Below are 21,430 nucleotides of genomic sequence, written 5' to 3' on the forward strand. Positions count from 1 at the left end.
ACGCGCAGGGGCACCCTGGTCGACAGCGCGGGATCGGACGGCGATCAGATCCTGATCACAGAACTGGAGCCCGACCGGATCACCTCCACCTGTGAGTTGTGACAGGAGGCAACAGCATGCCCGCCAACGCTGCTGCCCATGTCCGGGTCGCATGCCCGTCGCGGGACCTGCGGGCGGCTGAGCGGTTCTGGGCCCTCGGACTGGGGCCCGCGGAGAGCGCGTCCCGGCCCACAACCCGTACTGGGACACCTGGGTGTGACTGTGCGGGATCCGCGCTGCCAGCCCCGCGGATGGGTACCTGCTGGCCGGCGACCGTGAGGGAACACGGAGTTCCCTCACGGTCGTGGTTGTGGAGTGGGTCGGTCAGGTGGTTGCGAGCAGCGCCACGATGGCCGGGCCGAAGGCGGCGCCGAGGAGGTAGCAGAGGTTGAACAGGCCGATGGCCGAGGGGCGTTCCTCGTCGGGCAGGGCGGAGGTGGCCTGCACGGCGAAGACGCCCTGGCCGGAGGCGGCCGCGATGGAGGCGAGGGCCTGGGCGGCGAGCAGTACCAGGGACGTGGTGCCGAACTCGGTGACCACCGGTGCCGCGATGCCGAAGAGGAGCAGCACGATGATGATCGGACGGCGGCCCAGGCGGGCGGAGGCGGCGACCACGAACCAGGACAGGGTGCCGCCGAGCACCAGCGGCCATACCATCGCGATGCCGATCTGGCCGGCCGACCAGGTGGTGTGCTCGCCCAGGCGGTCCGGAATGGCGAACATCAGGCCGAAGTTGACCACCGCGAGGACGAAGGCGAGGACGGCGGCGATCAGGAACGCGGGCTTGTCCACCACCACCGCGGGCACGAATCCGCGCGGCTTGGACCGCAGGTGCCGGATGAGCAGCAGCAGGGCGGCGGCGGAGGCCAGGGTGGCCGGCAACGGGTAGTGCGGGACGAAGACTAGGGCCGTCACCAGCGCCGTGAGCAGCACCGCGCCGAGGGCGTCGAAGTGCTCGCGGGAGGGCTCGCTGTGCGCGCGGCGCAGCACGGCGGGGACGGCGAGGACGCTGAGCACCGGCAGGGCGAGCGTCAGCTTCCACGACAGCACGTCGTTGGCCAGCGAACCGGCCAGCGGCGCGGTCGAGCCGACCACTGCGAGGGACGCGGTGACCAGGCCCATGCGCAACGGTGAGGTGTCGGCCAGGTGCATCGCGGCGGCGGTCAGGCCCGCGGTGCCCAGGGCCTGCAGCGCGCAGCCGGCGATCAGGGCAGGCAGCACGGGCACGGCGAACACCAGCGCCGCACCGGCGATGACCAGCAGCGCGCACACGCTCAGCGCGGTCCGCGCGCCCTTGTGCCGCAGCAGCCCCGCCATCAGCGGGGTGCCGACGGCTATGCCCCAGCCGAACGCGGTGACCGTCCAGGTGACGGCGTCGGCCGAGGTGCCGAGGTCCCCGGCGATGGTGTCCAGCACCAGGGACGGCCCGGCGATACCGAAGGACAGCGGGCCCGCGATCAGCGCGAGCAACAGGGCGGGAACGGGACGGGCAGCCGGTGACCGCCCTTGCCCTGCGGGGGCGGTTGCCGGAGTGGTCGTTGAGTCAGGCATCGGTTCTCCACGGTGTGCAGGTGGTCGGTGGGGGTGCGGTCAACCCGGGGCACTGAGCCAGGTGCCGCGCACCAGCGGGGCCCGCGCCACCACGTTCCTCCATGCGGAGGTTCCCCGCGGAAGACCCAGCCCACTTGGGAGGACTAACCGGAGATCCACTCGCCGCCCGCACCCTCGGGGCTCCACTCGGCGCTGCGCGGCAGGTCACTGACGACGGCACAGACGCCCTCGGGGCACGAGGAGATCCCGAATTTCGCGCAAAGCTCGAACAGAGGCGACATCTCGATGACGGTCGGCATGCCGACGAATCTGCCGACCACCGGTGGAGCCGGTCAACGAGGGCCTACCGGGTTCGTCAAGTTCGCGCGGACGCTGGCGCGTCAGGTCTTCGCACGGGTCCGCCCGTGGCATGAGCAGTTGGCATGGACAGGGCGGCCGGCCGCTGGCTCTGCCCCTTCCGACGTCAACGATCATCTGGACCGAGGCCCTGAGCCACCACGGCATACCGCCGGGAGCGCCGACGTCGCGAACGTAGCCGACCGCACTGAAGCCGGCGCTCTTTCACTGCGCGGCCACACCCGATATCGGCGCACCAGCGCTGCCGGGCCAGGCCCTGGCCCCGACCACGAAGGGAACAGAGCGACTCCGCAATCGTGCGCACCACGGTCGGCCGCATCGCGGGCGAACGCGCCGACGAAGTGACCGTCTATCGCGGCGTACCGTACGCGCGCCCCACCGGAGAGCTGCGCCTCGCCTCGCCGCAGCCGCCCGAACCCTGGGACAGGGTGCGCGATGTCAGCGGTACGTGGTTCTCGTACTACGACGGAGGAACCGTCAGCGAACCCAAGGCCTTGGATATCGACATGGTCCCGCTTGCAGAGAGTCGGTACGAAGAACTCCACCTCCACGGGTAACTCACCGGAGCGCGATGGGACCGTGCGGCGTCATACGACTGCCCTCGCCCGCGTTCCGGTGGAAGACCAGGCGTCCGTCCTGCCATCTCCTGAACCCGTCGAAGTACACCGTCTGCCGCGACGACCGTGAGGACAGGCCTCGAAGTTGTCGAGGCAGGCGAGGGCGGCAACGGCTGACGCGGCTCGGAGACGACGAGTCCGGGCTCCCTACCGCGCGGCAACCGGCGTGTTCTGGGCCATGCGAATGCGCCACTGCCCGGAGGCGTCCCGCATCAATGTCATCGCCAGGATGCCTTCCATGGGATCACTGCCGGTCCCCGTCTGCAGGTCGGCTCCGGCAGACCTCTGGCGCGCATGAGCCACAGCAACCTCCGGCGTGAGGAAGGCGATGCTCTCGACGGTGTAGGTCACCGTGATGTCAGCCAAGGGGCCGCCCTCGGCGAAGACGAAGGACTGCGCCTGGTACAGGCGATCGGCGCCGAATACCAAGTTGCCACTGAAATTGACGAAGACTGTGTCCGGCGAGAAGAGATCATTCATTGCCTTGGCATCGTTCTGATTGAACGCGGCCTCGTAGCGGGCCACGACCTCGGCGACCTCGTCTTTGCCGCTCGAGGTTCCGGCCTCTTTGATTACGTGCACACTCGTCATGGACAACTCCTCGCTAGACGGTACGACTTCATCACATGGTTCGACATCGAGACCCAGCCTCGTACCTCAACCGCACTTGATTTCAACTGTGTTCAAGACATCATGTGGAACTCAGGGGATCCGGGGGCGTTCGGAAGTGTCCGTGCTCGGCCGACCAACCCGCCCATCAACGGCACCAGGGCCGGCTGTCGTGCAGGTTCGCCGCGCAGATGCCCACCGAGATCGGCAGGCCGTTGCGGTCGCAGATGACATGGATCTTCGACCTGCTTCTCCGCGATCGTCGGATTCGGTTGTCCCGTCAAGAACCCCCCTTTCACCGCGCGGACGCTGATCGGGTCGATGGCGCAACGCGTCCAGTCCACACCGCCGTTGGTGCCGAGCTGGTCCAGCAGCACACGGTGCAGCTTGGCCACATCCGCGCCGCCGACCAGACCGTAAAGCGCCGGTGCACTGTCTGCCAGGAGGTGCCGAACACCGGCGGCAGCTGCCGCCGGTGTGCCCCGTGGTGGCCACGATGACGACCGCCGCCAGCACCGCGCGGTCATCGCACCGCCGCTTGCCCCGCCTTGCGGACGTACCGGCGCTGCCGGTGCCACGTCCTGGAACAGCCCCACAACGCATGCGGCACCAGCCGCTCAACGACCCCCATGCCCGGACCAACGAGCTACCACCAACCGTGAGCCTCCACGGCCGCCCGCAAGGAAGGCGGCGATCGAGGCGGTTCCGCCCGGTTCTGCCGGCTGCCTGCTGGGTGCTCCAGGTCAGGCGGGCGTACTGGCGGCGTCGACCAGCCGACGGACCGCCTGCACATCCCCGTCGACCGCGAGCACACCGGCCTCGACCGCGTCAGCGAGTGAGCGCTCCCGTCGCAGGACCGCCTGCAGCGTGTGCTGGTCGGTCGTCACTCTGGCATCCGGCTCCCCGGGGTACTCGCCGCGGCGCACGTCACTGAGTGCGCCGTCGACCACGACCAGGTGGTAGACATCCCGCTCCAGCTGGACGCGGTAGGTCGCCGACCACGGCGCACCGGCGTCGCCGTTGAAGTATGCGCGCAGGCCGAGGAATACGGTGTCCGCGCTGACCTCGCCGGCCAGCGGCACCACCGGCGAGCGCATCCCCCACCGGCGCAGCGCGGCGAAGACCGGCTCCAGCTCGGCGCCCCACGGGGTGAGTTCGTACACCTTCGCCGCCGCCGGAGGCGGCAGCGTTCGCCGCCTCAGCACCCCGACTCGCTCCAGGTCCCGCAGTCGCTGAGTGAGCACGCTCGGGCCGATGTCCGGCAGCGCGGCGGCGAGATCTGCATAGCGCCGCTGGCCGAGCCGCAGCTCGCGCACCACCAGCAGCGCCCAGCGCTCACCGATCATGTCCAGCGCATGCGCGATGGGACACGCCTGTCCGTAACTGCGCCGCTCGGCCACCGTCTTCCTCTCACCCGGAAACGCTTTTCTACTAAAACGGTAGCACGAGCTATGAATTTAGTAGTAAGTTCCTCGCGCACCAGCCACCCACCAACTACCCACCGAGGAGGCCACCTTGAGTTCCGAACAGATGCTGCACGTCAACGGGGTAGACCTGTGCACACAGACCTTCGGAGACGCCTCCGATCCCACCGTGCTGCTCATCGGCGGCGCCGAGGCCTCCATGGACTGGTGGGACGACGAACTGTGCGACCTCCTCGCCGCCGGCGGCCGGTTCGTGATCCGCTATGACACCCGGGACACCGGCCGCTCCACCACCTTCCCGGTCGGTGCACCGACTTACGACGGCGAGGCACTGATCGCCGACGCCGTCGGGCTGCTCGACACGCTCGGCATCGCCGCCGCACACGTCGTGGGGGTCTCCATGGGGGGCGGCATCGCGCAGCACATCGCCGTCCACCACCCCGACCGAGTGGCCGCCCTGACCCTCATCTCCACACCCCGGGCGGCCCCGGCGGCCCCGACCACCCGGACCTGCCGCCGATGAGCGAGCGCCTGGCGAAGATGTTCGCGGAGCCGTCGGAGGACGCCGGCCCCGACTGGTCGGATCGCGAGGCGGTGATCGCGTACTACCTCGATGGGGAGCGGGCTTTCGCCGGCTCCATCCCGCTCGACGAGCCGCGGCTGCGCCGCATCATCGGCCGCGCCTACGACCGCAGCCCGGACATGTCCGCCGCGCAGAACCACTGGATGCTGCAGGGTGCCGAGCCGGTCCGGGACCGCCTCGGCGAGATCCGCGTGCCCGCACTTGTGCTGCACGGCACCGAGGACCCGCTGTTTCCATACGGCCACGGCGAGGCGCTGGCCCGCGAGATCCCAGGCGCGAAGCTGCTCCCACTGCCGGGCGTGGGCCACCAGATGCCCCCGCCCCAGACGTGGAACACCGCGGTGCCCGCGATCCTCGCCCTCTGAAACGAGGGACGAAAACCGCCAACGGCCAGATCCGCGACCCTTCCTGGCCTTTCTGTCACTGCAACACCCTCCGCGCTCTTGGGCGGCGCTGTCCGGCATCAAGACCCAGTCAAGGCCCGTGTAGTCGAACCTGAAGAAGTCGTTGTTGCCGCAGCGGATCGTGATGATGCAGCCGCAGGTCGAAATCCTTGGCTTCGGCGAAGTGATCCTCGTCGTGGGCGTGCACCAGTGACGTCGGCGCACCCGGCGCAGCGGTGATTGCTACATGTCCTTCAGGCGGCGGAGGTTGTCGCTGGAGACCGATTCGTCAGGGCGCCCCAGGGCAGGCACCGTCTGCTGCTCAACGATCCAGGCCAGTTCATAGTCCGAGCGGTCGTCGTCCTCTGCGAACCCAGACCAAGCCGACCCTCGAACACCAGGCAGTGGCGCGCGCCCACCGCATGGGCCAGGTCAGACCGGTCCGCGTGCACCGGCTCGTCGCCGGGCCGAGGCGACGTCGGACGCGGTGGACGTGTCCGACACAGAGCTAGCCCGCCGGATCATCGAGGAGGAGCAGGAACGGCTGGGTGTGGGCGGCCAGAAGTCCTGACCGGAGAGCGGATCGGGGTGTGCCAGGAGGAAGTAGCATCGTCGCCGACGTGGCGAGGTGAAGGCCGTCGCTTGCTGACAAGGCGGTGTGAAGCGTGGAACAGAAGAAGCCCTGGACGATCCAGTGGCATATTGCTGCAGATGGAATGGTGATCAAGCAGCGGTCCCGGGGCAGCATGGAGCACGAACAGCTGTTCCAGCAGTTTGCGACGACGCGGATGCCGGAGATCGAGCAGCTCGATGCCATGGAGGAGGGGCTGCAGCGTGCCAGCGCCTCCGGCGAGCGACGTTCCAGGGTCTTCCTCTATCTGGGCTACGTGGCTCTCGCAGGGCTCGTGGCCGGGATCGTGTCGACCTGGGTCGGCATCGATACCGGGTTCTTGACGCTGGGGTCGCTCGCTGTCGTTGTTCTCTTCGGGCTCAGCACGGGCGTCATCATGCGGGCATCGATCAGTCGCTACGCGCGCGTCCACCGGGAGGCCGGGTTCGCATCGTCGAACGGCGTCACGCTCGCCGCTCGCGAGGCCCGCATGATGATCAGCGATCCAGGTGCCGTCTCCGGCAGGGAGTTCGCCGCCGTCCGGGCCTGAGGGCCGACGTGGGCGGTGGTCTTAGGGGTCAGGAACACGACGGCGTCGAAGCCGCGGTCCGCGGCGGGGCAGCGGCCGCGGCGATCTCCTGCTTGATCAAGGAGGCGATGTGCCCCGGGTGGGCGTCGTCGATGTGGTGCTCGGTGTTCAGAGTTGCGTGATTGCCGAGCAGGCCGGCCATGACGGGGCCGCCCCGGTTTCTGCGGGGCGGGCGCTCTCGTACAGCAGTCAGTCCGCTGGATGCCCGGTGGCGAGGTCGTCGTCGATCATCAGGCGTCCGGGCCGGGTCGGTCATGCAGGTACGCCAGGGCTTCTGGGTGCTCTCCGGGAGCGGCTGCGCCACGCTCCCGCAGCGCGCGGGCGTACTGCTGCATAGCCCAGAGGCTCGCCTGCGTCTCCTCGTCGGGCTGGAGGGGCAGCCCCTCCCGGACTTCCTTGATCTTCCTGTCCAGCGACGCGCGCCGGACGTTTACGACCTGCTCATCCGCGTCTCGCTGGTCTACCGACTTGCGGAAGATCGCGTAGCCGCCGGTGAGGACGAGCGGGTAGGGGGCACCGATGGAGAGCACGTCGGCCAGGAGCCGGGCGTGCAAGTCGGGCATCCTCACGCAGCCGCCCCGGCCCGCGCACGCAGCTGTGGGAGCGCGCTCTCCCACACCTCCCTCACCGTGCGGGAGACCAGAGTGCGCAGCACGGGCCACTGCTCGAGCAGCAGCTCACGGTTCAGGTACGAGCACAGATCGTCGTGAAGGCCCTCGGCGAGCACCGTGCGGTACAGGCCCATGCGTTGCCTTCGCTGGTCGAGGCTGAACGCGCGCAGTCCTGACCAGGCGACGTGCAGCGGCAGCTCGACGACACCGGTACGCGGACCGCGCAGATCCTCGAGCGCTGCGGGCAGACGCTTCTCCCACCTTCACCAGCGCACGCACCGCGGCGAGCAGCCGGGCCCGCATCGACTTCGACAGCTGCAGCGGGTTACCCAGCTCCAGCTGGACGACCGGACCGGCTGGCGCCGGCACCGACCGCAGCCGACGCTGCGCACCCCCTGCCGGGGCGCCGACGGAGTTGTTCATCCCGCCCCACGGGATGACGTTCGAGGGCGCGGACACCGCAGTGCCCGCGCCCACAGGAACATCTCCAACGCCCAGCAGCCCGCCGACGAGTGGGTCTCGTGCCCGATGTCAGGCCCGGGCCCGGCATCGAGCCGGTCGGGTCAGGCCAGCCGCGTCTCCGCCAGGACGCGGCGCAGCACGCTCCAGGACAGGTCGGAGTGGGTCTCGAACCACTTCTTCCGCTTGTCGTGCTCGTCGATGTAGGCGAACCGGTCGCGGGATTGGCCTTCGGCGTCGTGGAGCTCTGGGGCTACCTCGTCTTCGTTGAGGTAGACGTGGAAGCTGGCTCCGAACTCGTCGGTGGTGTTCATGAAGAGGGGTCCGGTCTGCCCGTCGCCGCCGTTCATGGGGCAGTAGACCTTGTGTACGGCGTAGGTGTCCTTCGACAGCCAGGCGCACTGTCCGGCGGTGAGGGTGAGCAGCCCGAGCTTGGGGGCGTCCCAGGACAACCCGTCGTAGACCATGACGTCGAGCTGACCGGCGAGGCAGAATACGATGCCGGTGGTGCGTCCGTGGGAGTGGATGGGCGAGTAGTGCTGCGCCGGCCAGATCTCCAGAACGACTGGGGAGCCGATGCCGCCCTCCTTCGCGGGCAGGGAGCTCACGTGACCGTCTTCGACCGCCAGGTCGTCGTAGGTGCCGCTGCCGGTGCAGGCGACCCGAATGTAGGGCGGGTGCTGGTGCTGGTGGTCATCGACTGCCTTCCTCCGCAGGATCTCGCGCAGCAGACCGACGCTCCCGTCCGCTTCGGCGGGGGCCAGGTGCTTGCGGATCGCCTCCACTTCCCATGCGGACAGTTGCAGGTCGGCGGCCTTGCGCGCCAGGTCCATGACGGCGGGCGGGATCATCAGCTGCCGGGCGTACTCGTCGAAGGACGACGCCTGCCCAACGACCAGCGCCGGGGAAGCATTCGCTCCCTGCATCCGGAGCTGCCGCTCCTCGGCCTTCGTGATGTGGAAGGGGTGTCCTCCGGCCGCCCTGTCGACATCGGTGGAGGTACGAACTTCGGTCGTCGTCATGCGGATCTCTCCCAGGGTGGTGCTTGTAGCCGACGCCTGGTGAACGAGAGACCGTCTGGGCGGTCACCAGGTCCCCGTACCTTCTTCAGCTCGGCGTTCAGCTCCTTGTCGACCTTGCGCTCCGCCCGGGTGTTGATCTTCAGCACGAGCTGGATGAACAGGTCCACGGGTGGAGGCCGACCCATGCCGTCAGGTCGATCGGGCCTGACGACACGGTCTTCGCTCCCCTGCCCCTGTTCCACATCAACCCGCTCGGATACGGGACCCAAGTCAGAGACGAGGGCGTCACTGCGGCGATCCTTCACATCCCCCGCCCGGCAAGGCGTTCAACAAGGGGGGACGGCGGCGTACCGCCGGTTGCCCGGTCGGACCTGGCTCGTGATGGACAACGTGGCGGACTTCGAGATGGGGCCCTCGTTCTTCGGCGCCCGCCCGCCTTCGCGGGTCCTCTCCGACGGGATGCCCGCGGGCGACGGCACCAGCCGGCCCCGGGTCCCCGCCTGACCGCCGCCCGACGTACGGCCACAGACGCTGCACATGAACAGCGACGGCACCGGTGCTGCAGCCTTCGGATTCCTGGCCGAGCCGAGCAGGTCCGAGCGCGAGCTCCGGAGCGGCCCCTGTCTGGCGTCCGCCGTATCCGCCGCAGGACTTCTAGCGACGGCAGGCGACAAGCATCTTGCCTGTGCTTGATCGAGCCGCCATGATGCACTGGCTCGTTCGATTTTGCGCACTACGAGCTATCTTCAATCACCTTCAATCACTGGCAGGGTATTGATGACTGTAAGCTCCGCCTCTCCTCCCGGCAGGCGACTGGCCACCGTCGCCGCCGCACTGGGGCTCGCCGTCGGCGTGACGCTGGCCGGAGGACCGTCTCCCGCCGCCGCCCAGAGCATCGGCACGACCCCGGGCACCTACACGTACTACTCCTTCCCCACGGCTGCCGAGGGGCTGAGTGAGGTCACCTGGTCCACGACGGTCACGCAGGACCCGGGGTTCAACTCGAACGTCTTCTGGAGCCACCAGTTCGGCTTCAACGTCGGGAACGGCGCCTACATCGGCATGCAGCGCAACGGCGGCGACAAGCCGCTGTTCCTGTTCTCCGTCTGGGACAGCTTCGAGCGCAAGCCCGGCTCCGAAGGCAGCTACTGCATCCAGTTCGGCGGCGAGGGCGAGGGCTCTAGCTGCCGGATGAACCTCGACTGGAAGGAGGGGCACACCTACACGTCCTCGGTCGCCTACGAGGGCGACGGCTGGTTCGGCGCCACCGTCAAGAACACCACCACCGGCGAGTCCTTCAAGCTCGGCAGCGTGAAGACCCCGGCCACCGCGATCAAGCCCACCGGCCTCATCGACTGGGTCGAGTACTTCGAGTGGAACGACCCCCGTGCCACCTGCTTCGACCAGCCGTACTCGGATGCCCACTTCGGGCTGCCCACCGGCAGCCGTCAGGGCGGTGGGGCCGCCGTCGGCGTGGCCACCAGGACCAAGAGCAACCCGCCGTGCGCCGCCGAAGTGACCGAGCGGTCCGACGGCAGTACCGACCAGCGGCTCGCGCTCGGCAATTCCGTCCGGGCGGAGATCTCCGGAAGCGACGACAGGTGCCTGGCCCCAAGCCGCGCCAAGGGCGGCGCGGCCGCGACGCTCAAGAAGTGCACCGGTGACGGCCCCGGCGGGTTCGACCAGTCATGGGTGCTCGCGGCCGACGGGACCGTCCGGCTGCCCTCGGACTACTGCCTGGCAGCGGACGGCAGGAAGTCCGTGCGCGTTCTCGACTGCGCCGGTGACCTCGCCACCGGAGGCAAGGTCACCGATCCGCAGAAGCTGTGGTCGTACGATACGGAGGCCAAGACGCTGGTGAACCGCGGAACGGGGCGGTATCTCACCGAGACCGGTGACGGTAGCGGAGTGGGCCTCGCGGAGGGTGGCGGGGGCCGGCAGCGCTGGACCGCTCCGGCGCCGACCAGCATCACGTAGGCACGCCTCGGCGGCGCGATCCGTCCGCGTACCGGCGCCGGCGGTACACGGACGGGATCGCGGCCCTTGCGTGCGAGTCACCTGCTGCCGCCGAGTGATCTGAGCAGTTTCATCGAGGTTTCGTGCGCGCATCTGCGCAAACTAAATAGTTACTGAACAAGTCTTGTCATGGCCAGGGCGGGCATCGCAAGATTTGAGGGCCCTGGCAGCCAGCTTCTGACTCTGCGGGGCCATCCACTGTGGGCCCTGACCGCGGCTTTCCGCGGACCACAGGGCTGTCATCTCAAATCTTCTCCATTCGACGCAGGAGGTGAATGTGTCGGCTGCTGCGTCTACCTCGCCCCGCCCGGACACGCCTACCGCCCCACCACCACCCGACAGCCGGCACGACTCCACCAGCGGGTCGGATGGCAAGGCAGGGGCACGCAAGAGCGGGCGAAAACCTTCCGCCCGACGGCCCCTGCGGGAACGGCTCCTGCGTGACCGCGTGCTGCTGCTCCTGTGCGTGCCCGGGATCCTGTACTTCGCGGTGTTCTTCTATCTGCCCCTAGCCGGCAACAGCATCGCCTTCCAGGACTACCAGCCGTACCTGGGCTTCGAGGGGAGCCCGCTCGTCGGCTGGGACAACTTCACCGCGCTGCTGGAAGAACCGGAGTTCTGGACAGCGGTCTGGAACACCTTGAAGATCAGCGCCGTCCAGCTGTTCCTCTACTTCCCGGTGCCCATCGCCCTCGCGCTGTTCCTCAACTCGCTGATCAGCACCAGGACCCGACGGTTCATGCAGACCGTGGTCTACCTGCCGCACTTCCTGTCCTGGGTGGTGGTCGTCGGCATGTTCCAGCAGGTCTTCGGCGGCGCGGGCACCGTCAGCAGCTTCCTGAACGACCACGGTGTCCCCGTCGGCAACATCATGACGAACCCGGACACGTTCATCTTGCTGATCACCTCCCAGAGCGTCTGGAAGGACGCCGGCTGGGGCGCGATCATCTTCCTGGCCGCCATGGCATCCATCGACAACTCGCTGTACGAGTCCGCGGCCATGGACGGCGCCGGCTGGCTGCGCCGCATGTGGCACATCACGCTGCCCGGCATCCGCCCCGTGATGATCATGCTGCTGATTCTGCGTCTGGGCGACATCCTGTCGGTCGGCTTCGAGCAGATCCTTCTGCAGCGCGACGCGGTGGGCACGGATGCGGCCGAAGTGCTCGACACCTACGTCTACTACCACGGCGTCGTCGACGGGGACTGGGGCATGTCCACCGCCGCCGGGCTGATGAAGGGCGTCATCGGCTTCGTCCTGATCGTTCTCGCCAACAAGCTCGCCCACCGTCTCGGCGAGCAGGGGGTCTACCGATGAGCTCACCCGCGATATCGACGTTCCTGCGCCGTGGAGGCAAGTCCTCCGAGCGTCCGGTCTGGATGGAGCGGCCCAGCTGGGCGGGACAGGGGCTCAAGTTCCTGGTGATCGTGGCGATGATCGTCGCCGTCGGCTATCCCTTCCTGCTCGCCATCGGCACCAGCCTGGCGACCAAGGCCGAACTCGCCGCCAACGGCGGCTATGTCCTCCTGCCCGAGCAGCCCACCCTGGAGGCCTATCGCGTGGTCCTCTCCGGCGGCGTCATCACCCGCGCCGCTCTGGTGAGCGTGGTCGTGACCGTCGTCGGCACGGCCCTGAGCCTCCTGTGCACCATCTGTCTCGCGTACGGCCTGTCCAGGCCCGGCACCTTCGCCGGCAAGCCCCTGCTGCTGATCGTCGTGGGCACGTTCCTCTTCACCCCCGGCATCATCCCCAGCTACCTGGTGGTGCAGGAGCTGGGCATGCTCGACACGTACGGGGCGATGGTCGCCCCGATCATGCTCAACGCCTTCAACGTCATCGTGGTGCGGGCCTTCTTCCAGAGCGTGCCCGAAGAACTGCATGAGGCCGCCCGCCTCGACGGCGCCGGTGAACTCACGATCCTGTGCCGGATCGTGCTGCCGCTGTCGAAGGCCGTGATCGCCGTGGTCGGCATGTTCTACGCCGTCACGTACTGGAACAACTTCTTCAACGCGATGCTCTACATCAACGACCCGGACAAGCTGCCGCTCCAGGTCGTGCTGCGCTCGTACGTGCTCCAGGGCGACACCTTCAACGCCAAGGCGATGGGCGTCAGCGTCCTGCCGGCCAGCGCATCGATGTCGATGGCGGTGCTCATCCTCGCCGTGCTGCCGATCATCGCCGTCTACCCCTTCCTTCAGAAGTACTTCGTCAAGGGCGTTCTGACCGGCGCCATCAAGGCCTGACCGACCCCTCCCATGCCGCACATCCCTAGGAGCGTCATGTCCACCAGAAATCTCAACCGCCGCGGGTTCATCGGCGCCGCCGGAGTCGTCGGCCTCGGCCTCGCCGGCGCCGGCTCACTCACCGCCTGCGGAGCCGGTTCGGCTGCGAAGGGCGGGGGAGCGAAGGCGTCGGCCAAGCTCAAGCTGCCGACGTATGTCGCGGCCAACGTTCCCACCCCCGACCTCGCGGGCAACGCCCAGGGCCTCGACCCCGCGTACCTGCGCTACCCCAAGGACCTGGCGCGCAGCGCCGGCAAGAAGCCCGGAGACGGCAAGCCGGTCACCGTGCTGACCGAGACCTTCACCACCGCCGCGCCCGCGATGGACCGCAACGCGTACTGGCAGGAGGTGAACAAGCGTCTCGGTTCGGACCTGAAGATGACGATCGTCAACGGCCTCGGCGCCGAGGACGTCTACCGTTCGAAGTTCAACGCCACCATCGCCGGCGGCGAACTGCCGGACCTCATGTGGTTCCCGCCGAACCAGGGCCTCAAGGACGTCCCGGCCCTGCTGGAGGCGAAGTTCCACGACCTCACCTCCTACCTGTCGGGCGATGCGGTCAAGAAGTACCCGAACCTGGCGAACATCCCCGAATTCGCCTGGAAGACCGCCGTCTTCAACGGCAAGATCTGGGGAGTCGCCGTCCCTTACGGCCGCCAGGGCCAGGTCTATGTGGCCAACGAGGACTTCTGGAAGCCGGTCGGCGGCGTGCAGTTCGACGACGCTCAGGACTTCTTCGACAAGGCCAAGGAGCTTCTCGACACCAGGCGCAAGAAGTACGTCCTGGAGCCGGCGTATGTGAACCACATCGGCCAGTTCGCCATGTGGCACGGGGCTCCCAACGGCTGGCGCATGGACGGGGGCAAGCTGACCCATCTCTTCGAGACGGATGAGTACTTCGCCGGGATCGAGTTCGCCCTCAAGTGCCAGCAGGCGAAGCTGTTCTGGCCGGACCCGAACCTGGCCACCACCCTGGAGAAGATGGAAGGCGGCACCCTGGGCCTGCATGTCCAGTCCTTCCCGGGCTTCCTCAGCGACAGCATGATGTACGACTGGCCCGCCAAGATCGTCGTTCCATTCGCCGCGAAGAAGGGCATGACCCCCTCCTACGGCTACGGCTACGGCTCCGTCGGCTTCACCGGCATCAGCAAGAACGTCAGCAAGGACCGCGTCGAAACGCTGCTCCAGGTCATCAACTACCTCAGCGCCCCCTTCGGCACCGAGGAGCGGCTCCTCCTCGACAACGGCCTGGAAGGCACCCACCACACCCGCACCAAGGACGGCGACGTGGTGCTGAACCGCAAGGGCAACGCCGAAGTGATCACCACCAAGCTGGCCATCAGCTTCTTCGCCAACGCCCCGCAGACCCTCTACCTTCCCGGCAAGCCCGACACCACCCGCGCCATCCACGAAGCCGAGGTCGAGCTGATGAAGATCGGCAAGATCAACCCGACCACGGGCTTCTTCTCCGACACCAACGCGTCCGAGGGAGCCTCCTCCACCTCCGCGGTGTACGACGGCGTCATCGACATCGTGGCCGGCCGCAAGCCGCTGTCCTCGTTCAAGAAGGAACTCCTGCCCAAGTGGCAGCGGACCGCGGGCGACGCGATGCGCCGCGAATTCGAACAGGCCATCGCCGCGAGCAAGAAGTAGTCCCAGCTCACCCTCAGCGCAGAACAGGAACCCCGCACGTGGAAGATCTACGCATCGGAGTCATCGGGCTCGGACTGCGACGCAACCTCGCGATCACCGCGCACCGGCCGGGCAAGGGCTCCGTCGTGGCCGCGGTCGCCGACACAGACCCCGCGATACGCGCCCGAGTGCCCGAACTGATCGAAGGGGCAACGGCGGTCGCCGACCACCGGCGGCTGCTTGACGACGACTCGCTGGACGCAGTCATCGTCGCCACCCCGGACGACACACACGAAGCCATCGCCTGCGACGTGCTCAAGGCGGGCAAGACGGCCTACATCGAGAAACCGCTCGGCATCACCGTCGAGCAGTGCGACACCATCCTGCGCACCGCCTACGAGACCGGCACGGGACTCTACGTCGGTCACAACATGCGGCACATGGGCGTCGTCCGGCTGATGCGGGACATCATCGCCCGCGGCGACATCGGCGAGCCCAAGACTGTCTGGGTGCGGCACTTCGTCTCGTACGGCGGTGACTACTACTTCAAGGACTGGCACGCCGACCGGCGCCGCACCACCGGACTGCTGCTGCAGAAGGCGGCGCACGACATCGACGTGCTGCACTGGCTGGCCGGCGGCTACACCCGGCGCGTCAACGCCCTGGGCGACCTGATGGTCTACGGCGACCTGCCCCGCCGTGAGCCGGACACCCCCCGGCCCGAGGGCTGGCTGCGCGAGTTCGACTGGCCGCCGGCCGAGCGCCGGGACCTGCACCACATCGTGGACGTCGAGGACGTCTCCGTGATGAACATGCAGCTGGACAACGGCGTGATCGCCGCCTACCAGCAGTGCCACTTCAGCCCGGACTACTTCCGCAACTACACGGTCATCGGCACCGAGGGACGGCTGGAGAACTTCGGCGACGGCCCCGGCGACGAAGTACGGGTCTGGAACACCGGCCCGACCGCGTACCGCGCCGACGCCGACGCGGTCCATCGGGTCCCCGACGCGGACGGCTCCCACGGCGGGGCCGACGACCGGATCGTCGAGGAGTTCTGCCGCTTCGTCCGCGACGGCGGTGTCACCGACACCTCACCGGTCGCGGCACGCATGAGCGTCGCCGCCGGCGTGATGGCTACCCGCTCGTTGCGCGAGGGCGGAACTCCGTACGACGTGCCGCCCCTTGACCCCGCGCTCATGGCGTACTTCGCCGCAGGCCAGCGCACAGGGCGCACAACATAGGAGCGGCGCCGAAGGGCAGATGTGGGGTCAGGACGGACAGCCCGGGCCCCGCACCTGCCCTTCGGCCTTGGTGGACAGCGGATGTTTCGCGTTCTGGACCGGCTCTGGTCCCTGCGCAGAAGAAGCAGCATCATGTGCTCACGATGAGGTTTCTACGCGCATAGTCGTGCGCGATAGGCTCCCTCTACAAGCGAGGAGGAACAAGTGGCGGCACATTCGCGGTGGACCCGGCTGCTGGAGATTCTCAGCGACGAGGGTCGTGTCGACGTGCTCGACGCTGCTGAGCGGCTGGGCTGCTCCGCCGCCACGATCCGGCGGGACCTGGACGAGCTGGCCCGGCAGAACCTGCTGACCCGCACGCGAGGCGGCGCGGTGGTGAGTTCTGTCGCGTATGACCTGCCACTGCGATACAAGGTGGCCCGCAAGGCCGATGAGAAGCAGCGCATCGCGAAGGCCGCCGCAGCATTGATCCCGTCGGGTTCGACCGTGGGCATCAACGGGGGTACGACGACGTCCGAGGTGGCCCGGGAACTGGCCGTACGGGCGGACCCCGCCGGCGGGAGCGGCGGACCCGCACTGACGGTCGTGACCAACGCGATCAACATCGCCAACGAGCTGGCGGTCCGCCCCCATGTGAAGCTCGTCCTCACCGGCGGTGTGGCCCGGCCCAACTCATACGAGCTGGTGGGCCCGTTGGTGAATTCCGTCCTCCGTACCCTGGCGCTGGACTACACGATCCTCGGTGTGGACGCTGTTCACCCGAGCATCGGGGCAGCGACCCATGACGAGTCGGAGGCCGGCGCCAACCGCGCCCTTGCCGAGTGCGCGAGCGAGGTGATCGTCGTGGCCGACTCGTCCAAACTGGGGCGCCGGGCCTTTGCCCTGGTGTGCGAGTTGAGTGCCGTGTCGGTTCTGGTGACGGACAAGGACGCGCCCGAGGGGATCGTCGAAGAGATCTCCAGCCGGGGCATCGACGTGTTGCGCGTGTGACAGCAGGTCGGGCGGATCCGTCTCAACCGAGATGGTCGTGCAGTGCCTTCTCCGCACTGGCCGGGGCGCCGGACTCGATGCCCTCTTCCCTCACTTCGGGGACGTCGCCGTACTGCTTCGCCTCGGTACCGTTCGGCCGGGCACTGTGCGCCCTGGCCGTGGCCGCCGTGGCGGGAACGACATTGGCGCTGAGCCTGTCCGCGTCCTCCGACTTCCTCGCCGCCTACGGCAACGTCCTCACCGTCATGCCGTACCTCTTCGCGCCATGGACCGCGGTCAACCTCACCGACTCCTTCCTGTCGGGCTCGGCGTCGGGTTCCTCGTGTACTGGCTCGCCCACCGCAACGTCGACTTGAGCCACGAGTGGGCGCTCGACCGGACCGCAGGCGTCGTTCTGACCGACGCCTGATGGTCGGCCTGCCCTTCCCGGCCCGCGCACCTCGACCGCCCACTCTCAGCAGAACCCGTCATCAACACCGCACTTTCGAGCCCCCGGTCAGGACCTGGAGGAGGCGGGCCACCTCGGTGGCGACGGTGTCGCGGGCGGGGCCGAGGTACTTGCGGGGATCGGCCACGTGGGGATGAGCCTCCAGGTGGATACGGACCGCCTGGGTGAATGCCTTGTTCAGATGGGTGGAGACATTCACCTTCGTCATGCCCGCGCCGATGGCTCTGGCGAGGTCCGCGTCGCCGACCCCGGATGAGCCGTGCAGCACGAGAGGGACACTCACGGCGTCGCGCAACCGCGTGATGAGAGGGAAGTCGAGGACGGCGTCACGGGTGAGCATCGCGTGGGAGCTCCCCACCGCCACTGCGAGGGCGTCGACGCCCGTGGCCGCGACGAAGGCGCGCGCCTCGTCCGGGTCCGTGCGTACGCCCGGGGCATGGGCGCCGTCCTTGCCGCCGACCTCACCGAGCTCCGCCTCCACCCACACGTTCCGGCTGTGGCAGTACTCCGTGATCTCGCGAGTGGCCGCGACGTTCTCCTCGTACGGGAGCTTTGCCGCGTCGAACATGACGGACGTGAACCCGAGGGCGACGGCCTCGTGCACGAGGCCGGCCGACTCGGCATGGTCGAGATGAACAGCGACCGGGACGCTTGCCGCCCGCGCCACGGCGATCGACGCCAGCCCGATCGGTTCGATCGAGCCGTGGTACCGGGCGGTGTTCTCGCTGATCTGCAGGATCACCGGCCGCCCCGCGGCTTCGGCTCCCCGCACGATGGCCTGGGCGTGCTCGATCTGTACGACGTTGAATGCACCGACTCCGGTCGCCTGCTTGCGGGCGTCGAGGGCGATGTCGTCAGTGGGTGTGAGCGGCATGGACTTCCTTAACGGGTACGGCCGTACGGAGTCGGCGATAGATGTCGGCGCAGAAGTCACCGGCCACCGGGGCCGGGACGGCAGCGGCTGACAGGGCCACGGCCTCGCGCAGAATCCCGGGCCACGGCCGGCCGGCCGCGAGCCCGGCGGCGAGCGCGGCGACGCACGCGTCACCCGCGCCGGTCGGGTTGCCTGCCAGGCGCTCGGGGGGTGATGCCTGCCATGTGCCGTCCTCGGTGGCCGCATGCAATCCGTCCGGACCGCAGGAGGCCACGACCGAGGAGGCGCCGAGGGCGCGCAGTTCGCGGGCAGCCGTCGCGATATCGGAGTGGCCGGTGACGGCGGCCAGTTCGACAGCATTGGGCTTGACCACGTCGGGACAGGCGCTCAGGGCACTGGTCAAGGCCGGGCCGGACGTGTCCAGGATGGTGCGGGCCCCGGCCCGGTCGGCCTGGGAGACGAGTTGGGCGTAGGCGTCGGAGGGCAGGCCCGGAGGCAGACTCCCCGACAGCACGACGACGGCGGCTTTACGTACGAGTTCCGCGTAGCGCGAGGCGAACTCGGCCCACTCCGGCGGTTGTACGCGTGGTCCCGCCTGGTTGAAGACGGTCGCATCGCCGTCGTCGCGGGAGACGACGGTCAGCGTGCGTCGTGAGTCGCCCGCGATGGGAACGAGCTCTTCCGACAGGCCGGCCGATCGGAGCTCGCTGCGCAGGAGCCTGCCGGTGGGTCCGCCGCAGAGCCCGGTCACCACGGCGGGCTGTCCCAGGGCTGACAGCACGCGGGCGACGTTGATGCCCTTGCCGCCTGCGCGCTCGTACGCGGTGTCGACGCGGTGCGATGTGTGAGGAGCCAGGCGGTCGACGACGTACGTGACGTCGAGGGCGGCGTTGAGTGTGACGGTGAGGATCAAAGGGACGGCACCTCCCTTCCAGCGGGGATGCCGGTCACCCCGGTCACGGCGTCCCACGCGAGCAGTCCCGCGCCCAGGCAACCGGCCTGGTCGCCGAGTTCGGCGTGTAGAAGACGGGGGCGCCGCTGGAACGTCAGGCGTTCGGCCAGACGGGTACGGATCGGGTCCAGGAGGAGGTCGCCCGCTTCGGCGAGACCACCGCCCACCACGATCAGCTCGGGTGCGAGCAGGGTCGACGCGGTCGCGAAGGCCATCGCCAGGGCGTCGACCGCCCGGTTCCAGACCATGAGCGCGTGCGGGTCGCCCTGCGCCACGAGGGCTGCCACCTCGTCGGCGCCCTCGACCGGACATCCCGAACTGATCGTGAACGCCGCGGCTACAGCCGCCGCGGTCGCCACCGTCTCCACGCATCCGCGGACACCGCAGACACACACGGCGCCGTCCGGATCGGCGACAAGGTGCCCCAGCTCCCCGACGAAGCCCGCGCCCCGCACGGGCCGCCCGTCGCTGATGACTGCGGCCGAGACGCCTGTCCCGATCGCGACGAAGAGCACATCGCGAGCACCGCGAGCGGCCCCGAGGACCCGCTCCGCGTTCCCGCCGGCGCGGACGTCGTGCCCGAGCGTCACGGGTATCCCCGTGCGCTGTCCGAGGAGGTCGCCGAGCGGGAGGTCACGCCAGCCGATGTTGCCCGAATAGACGGCGAGGGCCCGGTCTTCGTCCACGATGCCAGGCACGGCCACACCCGCCCGAAGGACGGTGGAGCCGATGGCAGCGGCCTGCTCGATGAGCGAGTCGAGCGCGGCAGCCATATGGGCGACCACCGCGTCGGGCCCGGCGTCGCGGTGTGTCGGACGGCGCAGCGTGCCCAGGGGACGCATGTCGCGGTCCAGGAGCGCCCCCTTCATGGCTGTACCGCCCACATCCAGGGCGATCACGCACACGTCGGCACGGTCAGGCATCCCGGTTGTCCAGGACGACGGACCGGGTGAGGTTCCGGGGCCGGTCGGGATCGTAGCCGCGCGCCTCAGCGATTGCGACGGCCAGGCGCTGGGCCCGGATCAGGTCGGCCAAGGGGTCCAACTCTCCGGACACGCCCTGGGATCCGGCGACCAGGGTGCCGCCGACCCGAGCGACGTCGTCGGCCAGACCCTGCGGCAGCGAGCCGAACATCCATGTCACGCGGCCTGGCCCGGTGATGCTGATCGGACCGTGCCGGTACTCCATGGCGGGGTAGGCCTCGGTCCACGCCCCGGCGGCCTCGCGCATCTTCAGCGCCGCCTCCAGCGCCAGCCCGTAGGTCCAGCCGCTTCCCAGGAAGGTGAACTGCTCGGCACCGGTCAACTCGGCGTCCAGCGGCGCGATCACGGCCCGTTCGGCATCCCGGGCCGCCTGGGCAAGTGTCCGCACGCCCACCGGCAGGGCGTTCTCCGTTTCAAGATGCGCGCGCAGCAATGCCAGCACACTGGTGGCGAAGCGGGTCTGCACCACCGACTCCTCGTCGGCGAAGTCCAGCACCACCAGGGAGTCGGCTGCGGCCATCACCGGGGTAGCGGGATCTGCCGTGAGTGCGACGGAGGGCACCAGCCCACGGACTCGGCCGAGCAGCTCCAGTACCTCGGTCGTGGTACCGGACCGCGAGATCGCCAGGAGCCGGTCGTAACCGCGCGCAAGGGGAAACTCCGAAGCCGCGAAGGCGTCCGTCTCCCCGTGGCCGCCGCTCTCGCGCAACGTCGCGTATGCCTGGGCCATGAACCAGGAGGTGCCGCAGCCGACGACCGCGACGCGCTCGCCGCGGCGGGGCAGGTCGGCGGCGTGCTGAGCGAGCGACGCGCTCGCCTGTCGCCAGCAGTCGGGCTGGGAGGTTATCTCGGCAGCGGTGCGGGAGGTGTGCGTATCGGGCATGCAAGGTCTCCTTCAGAACGGTCAGCGCAGACCAGCCGATGAGGAATCGGCGCTCGGGTGGCTGCGCGGATGCGCGATCCTGTTGTTTCATGCGCAGCTTTGCTGGGTTGGGCTCAGGTGTAAAGCACTTTCAAACAACTTCTGTCATGTGATGAGCGCCGATGGGTATCGAGCTGTGCAGACACCCCTGCGGCAGGACTGCGCCAATAGGGGCAGTGTATGCATCATGATGATTGAAATGGCAGCGCTGTGTACATGTTTGCGCATACCT

At 68.6% G+C, this 21,430-nt stretch carries 24 protein-coding genes and 3 pseudogenes; 13 read left to right on the top strand and 14 right to left on the bottom strand.

Annotation, left to right across the window (positions count from 1 at the left end; genetic code table 11):
- Nucleotides 1-363 precede the first annotated feature (363 nt).
- The gene (locus RCO28_RS36400) at nt 364-1,590 is read right to left on the bottom strand and encodes an MFS transporter (RefSeq protein WP_308945659.1); all 1,227 of its coding nucleotides are present in this window, start codon (nt 1,588-1,590) and stop codon (nt 364-366) included.
- Nucleotides 1,591-1,733: 143 nt separating this feature from the next.
- Nucleotides 1,734-1,889, bottom strand: a complete 156-nt coding sequence (locus RCO28_RS36405) for a hypothetical protein (protein ID WP_308945660.1) — start codon at nt 1,887-1,889, stop codon at nt 1,734-1,736.
- Between the two features lie 354 nt (nt 1,890-2,243).
- On the opposite strand from RCO28_RS36405, the gene RCO28_RS36410 reads away from it, so the two are divergent.
- Complete coding sequence (locus RCO28_RS36410; RefSeq protein WP_308945661.1) at nt 2,244-2,504, top strand: carboxylesterase family protein; 261 nt, start codon at nt 2,244-2,246, stop codon at nt 2,502-2,504.
- 207 nt (nt 2,505-2,711) lie between these two features.
- Here the strand turns inward: RCO28_RS36410 and RCO28_RS36415 are convergent, their stop codons facing one another.
- The 3 genes and pseudogenes from RCO28_RS36415 to RCO28_RS36425 form a co-directional block, all read right to left on the bottom strand.
- On the bottom strand, nt 2,712-3,155 hold the full coding sequence (locus tag RCO28_RS36415; RefSeq protein ID WP_308945662.1) for an SgcJ/EcaC family oxidoreductase: 444 nt from the start codon (nt 3,153-3,155) through the stop codon (nt 2,712-2,714).
- Nucleotides 3,156-3,310: 155 nt separating this feature from the next.
- Nucleotides 3,311-3,804 (bottom strand): annotated as a pseudogene (locus RCO28_RS36420) (transposase); the annotation flags it as partial.
- A gap of 112 nt (nt 3,805-3,916) precedes the next feature.
- The gene (locus RCO28_RS36425) at nt 3,917-4,573 is read right to left on the bottom strand and encodes a winged helix-turn-helix transcriptional regulator (RefSeq protein WP_308945663.1); all 657 of its coding nucleotides are present in this window, start codon (nt 4,571-4,573) and stop codon (nt 3,917-3,919) included.
- A 115-nt stretch (nt 4,574-4,688) separates the two neighbouring features.
- Here RCO28_RS36425 and RCO28_RS36430 point away from each other — a divergent pair, with 115 nt between their 5' ends.
- The 4 genes and pseudogenes from RCO28_RS36430 (at nt 4,689) to RCO28_RS36445 (ending at nt 6,723) form a co-directional block, all read left to right on the top strand.
- The gene (locus RCO28_RS36430) at nt 4,689-5,120 is read left to right on the top strand and encodes an alpha/beta hydrolase (protein ID WP_308945664.1); all 432 of its coding nucleotides are present in this window, start codon (nt 4,689-4,691) and stop codon (nt 5,118-5,120) included.
- Nucleotides 5,117-5,545, top strand: a complete 429-nt coding sequence (locus RCO28_RS36435) for an alpha/beta hydrolase (RefSeq protein ID WP_308945665.1) — start codon at nt 5,117-5,119, stop codon at nt 5,543-5,545. The genes RCO28_RS36430 and RCO28_RS36435 overlap by 4 nt, the downstream gene beginning before the upstream one ends.
- Nucleotides 5,546-5,914: 369 nt before the next feature.
- Nucleotides 5,915-6,134, top strand: a pseudogene (locus RCO28_RS36440) (ATP-dependent helicase); the annotation flags it as partial.
- A gap of 94 nt (nt 6,135-6,228) precedes the next feature.
- Nucleotides 6,229-6,723, top strand: coding sequence for a hypothetical protein (locus RCO28_RS36445; RefSeq protein ID WP_308945666.1), 495 nt, complete (start codon nt 6,229-6,231; stop codon nt 6,721-6,723).
- Nucleotides 6,724-6,751: 28 nt separating this feature from the next.
- On the opposite strand, the gene RCO28_RS36450 is transcribed toward RCO28_RS36445, so the two are convergent.
- From RCO28_RS36450 to RCO28_RS36470, 5 genes and pseudogenes are all read right to left on the bottom strand, one after another.
- Entirely contained in the window at nt 6,752-6,904 is a 153-nt protein-coding gene (locus tag RCO28_RS36450; RefSeq protein WP_308945667.1) for a hypothetical protein, read from the bottom strand.
- An 88-nt stretch (nt 6,905-6,992) separates the two neighbouring features.
- The gene (locus tag RCO28_RS36455; RefSeq protein ID WP_308945711.1) at nt 6,993-7,325 is read right to left on the bottom strand and encodes a hypothetical protein; all 333 of its coding nucleotides are present in this window, start codon (nt 7,323-7,325) and stop codon (nt 6,993-6,995) included.
- A 2-nt stretch (nt 7,326-7,327) separates the two neighbouring features.
- Nucleotides 7,328-7,636 (bottom strand): annotated as a pseudogene (locus RCO28_RS39555) (hypothetical protein); the annotation flags it as partial.
- Nucleotides 7,637-7,936: 300 nt separating this feature from the next.
- Complete coding sequence (locus RCO28_RS36465) at nt 7,937-8,854, bottom strand: hypothetical protein (RefSeq protein ID WP_308945669.1); 918 nt, start codon at nt 8,852-8,854, stop codon at nt 7,937-7,939.
- Nucleotides 8,851-9,021 (bottom strand): hypothetical protein, encoded by a 171-nt coding sequence (locus RCO28_RS36470; protein WP_308945670.1) that lies wholly within the window; start codon nt 9,019-9,021, stop codon nt 8,851-8,853. The genes RCO28_RS36465 and RCO28_RS36470 overlap by 4 nt, the downstream gene beginning before the upstream one ends.
- A gap of 211 nt (nt 9,022-9,232) precedes the next feature.
- Here RCO28_RS36470 and RCO28_RS36475 point away from each other — a divergent pair, with 211 nt between their 5' ends.
- The 8 genes from RCO28_RS36475 to RCO28_RS36510 all read left to right on the top strand — a co-directional run bounded on the left by RCO28_RS36475 (nt 9,233) and on the right by RCO28_RS36510 (nt 17,428).
- Entirely contained in the window at nt 9,233-9,358 is a 126-nt protein-coding gene (locus RCO28_RS36475; RefSeq protein WP_308945671.1) for a hypothetical protein, read from the top strand.
- A 273-nt stretch (nt 9,359-9,631) separates the two neighbouring features.
- A complete protein-coding gene (locus RCO28_RS36480) occupies nt 9,632-10,831 on the top strand; it encodes a DUF3472 domain-containing protein (protein WP_308945672.1) in 1,200 nt (399 codons plus the stop codon).
- 316 nt (nt 10,832-11,147) lie between these two features.
- Nucleotides 11,148-12,188, top strand: coding sequence for an ABC transporter permease (locus RCO28_RS36485; RefSeq protein ID WP_374991320.1), 1,041 nt, complete (start codon nt 11,148-11,150; stop codon nt 12,186-12,188).
- On the top strand, nt 12,185-13,114 hold the full coding sequence (locus RCO28_RS36490; protein WP_308945673.1) for a carbohydrate ABC transporter permease: 930 nt from the start codon (nt 12,185-12,187) through the stop codon (nt 13,112-13,114). The genes RCO28_RS36485 and RCO28_RS36490 overlap by 4 nt, the downstream gene beginning before the upstream one ends.
- Before the next feature lie 36 nt (nt 13,115-13,150).
- Entirely contained in the window at nt 13,151-14,806 is a 1,656-nt protein-coding gene (locus RCO28_RS36495; protein WP_308945674.1) for a hypothetical protein, read from the top strand.
- Nucleotides 14,807-14,844: 38 nt separating this feature from the next.
- Complete coding sequence (locus RCO28_RS36500) at nt 14,845-16,029, top strand: Gfo/Idh/MocA family oxidoreductase (protein WP_308945675.1); 1,185 nt, start codon at nt 14,845-14,847, stop codon at nt 16,027-16,029.
- Between the two features lie 204 nt (nt 16,030-16,233).
- The gene (locus RCO28_RS36505; protein ID WP_308945676.1) at nt 16,234-17,019 is read left to right on the top strand and encodes a DeoR/GlpR family DNA-binding transcription regulator; all 786 of its coding nucleotides are present in this window, start codon (nt 16,234-16,236) and stop codon (nt 17,017-17,019) included.
- A 265-nt stretch (nt 17,020-17,284) separates the two neighbouring features.
- Nucleotides 17,285-17,428 carry a hypothetical protein gene (locus RCO28_RS36510; protein ID WP_308945677.1) on the top strand — a complete coding sequence of 48 codons (144 nt, stop codon included), beginning with the start codon at nt 17,285-17,287 and terminating at the stop codon, nt 17,426-17,428.
- 61 nt (nt 17,429-17,489) lie between these two features.
- On the opposite strand, the gene RCO28_RS36515 is transcribed toward RCO28_RS36510, so the two are convergent.
- Genes RCO28_RS36515 through RCO28_RS36530 form a run of 4 tightly spaced genes read right to left on the bottom strand, consistent with a single transcriptional unit; the run spans nt 17,490 to nt 21,159 of the window.
- A complete protein-coding gene (locus RCO28_RS36515) occupies nt 17,490-18,341 on the bottom strand; it encodes a class II fructose-bisphosphate aldolase (protein WP_308945678.1) in 852 nt (283 codons plus the stop codon).
- A complete protein-coding gene (locus RCO28_RS36520; RefSeq protein ID WP_308945679.1) occupies nt 18,322-19,254 on the bottom strand; it encodes a 1-phosphofructokinase family hexose kinase in 933 nt (310 codons plus the stop codon). Before RCO28_RS36520 ends, RCO28_RS36515 begins: the two co-directional genes overlap by 20 nt.
- Nucleotides 19,251-20,216 carry an ROK family protein gene (locus tag RCO28_RS36525; RefSeq protein WP_308945680.1) on the bottom strand — a complete coding sequence of 322 codons (966 nt, stop codon included), beginning with the start codon at nt 20,214-20,216 and terminating at the stop codon, nt 19,251-19,253. The genes RCO28_RS36520 and RCO28_RS36525 overlap by 4 nt, the downstream gene beginning before the upstream one ends.
- Nucleotides 20,209-21,159 (bottom strand): sugar isomerase, encoded by a 951-nt coding sequence (locus RCO28_RS36530; protein ID WP_308945681.1) that lies wholly within the window; start codon nt 21,157-21,159, stop codon nt 20,209-20,211. Before RCO28_RS36530 ends, RCO28_RS36525 begins: the two co-directional genes overlap by 8 nt.
- Nucleotides 21,160-21,430 lie beyond the last annotated feature (271 nt).

Origin of the sequence: Streptomyces sp. LHD-70 (assembly GCF_031157275.1) — a bacterium.
Classification (GTDB): Bacteria; Actinomycetota; Actinomycetes; order Streptomycetales; family Streptomycetaceae; genus Streptomyces.

Coding starts and splice junctions, on each gene's coding strand:
- RCO28_RS36400 (WP_308945659.1), bottom strand. CDS start 1,590: ATGCCTGACTCAACGACCACTCCGGCAACCGCCCCCGCAGGGCAAGGG.
- RCO28_RS36405 (WP_308945660.1), bottom strand. CDS start 1,889: ATGCCGACCGTCATCGAGATGTCGCCTCTGTTCGAGCTTTGCGCGAAA.
- RCO28_RS36415 (WP_308945662.1), bottom strand. CDS start 3,155: ATGACGAGTGTGCACGTAATCAAAGAGGCCGGAACCTCGAGCGGCAAA.
- RCO28_RS36435 (WP_308945665.1), top strand. CDS start 5,117: ATGAGCGAGCGCCTGGCGAAGATGTTCGCGGAGCCGTCGGAGGACGCC.
- RCO28_RS36450 (WP_308945667.1), bottom strand. CDS start 6,904: ATGGCCGGCCTGCTCGGCAATCACGCAACTCTGAACACCGAGCACCAC.
- RCO28_RS36455 (WP_308945711.1), bottom strand. CDS start 7,325: ATGCCCGACTTGCACGCCCGGCTCCTGGCCGACGTGCTCTCCATCGGT.
- RCO28_RS36465 (WP_308945669.1), bottom strand. CDS start 8,854: ATGACGACGACCGAAGTTCGTACCTCCACCGATGTCGACAGGGCGGCC.
- RCO28_RS36480 (WP_308945672.1), top strand. CDS start 9,632: ATGACTGTAAGCTCCGCCTCTCCTCCCGGCAGGCGACTGGCCACCGTC.
- RCO28_RS36490 (WP_308945673.1), top strand. CDS start 12,185: ATGAGCTCACCCGCGATATCGACGTTCCTGCGCCGTGGAGGCAAGTCC.
- RCO28_RS36495 (WP_308945674.1), top strand. CDS start 13,151: ATGTCCACCAGAAATCTCAACCGCCGCGGGTTCATCGGCGCCGCCGGA.
- RCO28_RS36510 (WP_308945677.1), top strand. CDS start 17,285: ATGGACCGCGGTCAACCTCACCGACTCCTTCCTGTCGGGCTCGGCGTC.
- RCO28_RS36515 (WP_308945678.1), bottom strand. CDS start 18,341: ATGCCGCTCACACCCACTGACGACATCGCCCTCGACGCCCGCAAGCAG.
- RCO28_RS36525 (WP_308945680.1), bottom strand. CDS start 20,216: ATGCCTGACCGTGCCGACGTGTGCGTGATCGCCCTGGATGTGGGCGGT.
- RCO28_RS36530 (WP_308945681.1), bottom strand. CDS start 21,159: ATGCCCGATACGCACACCTCCCGCACCGCTGCCGAGATAACCTCCCAG.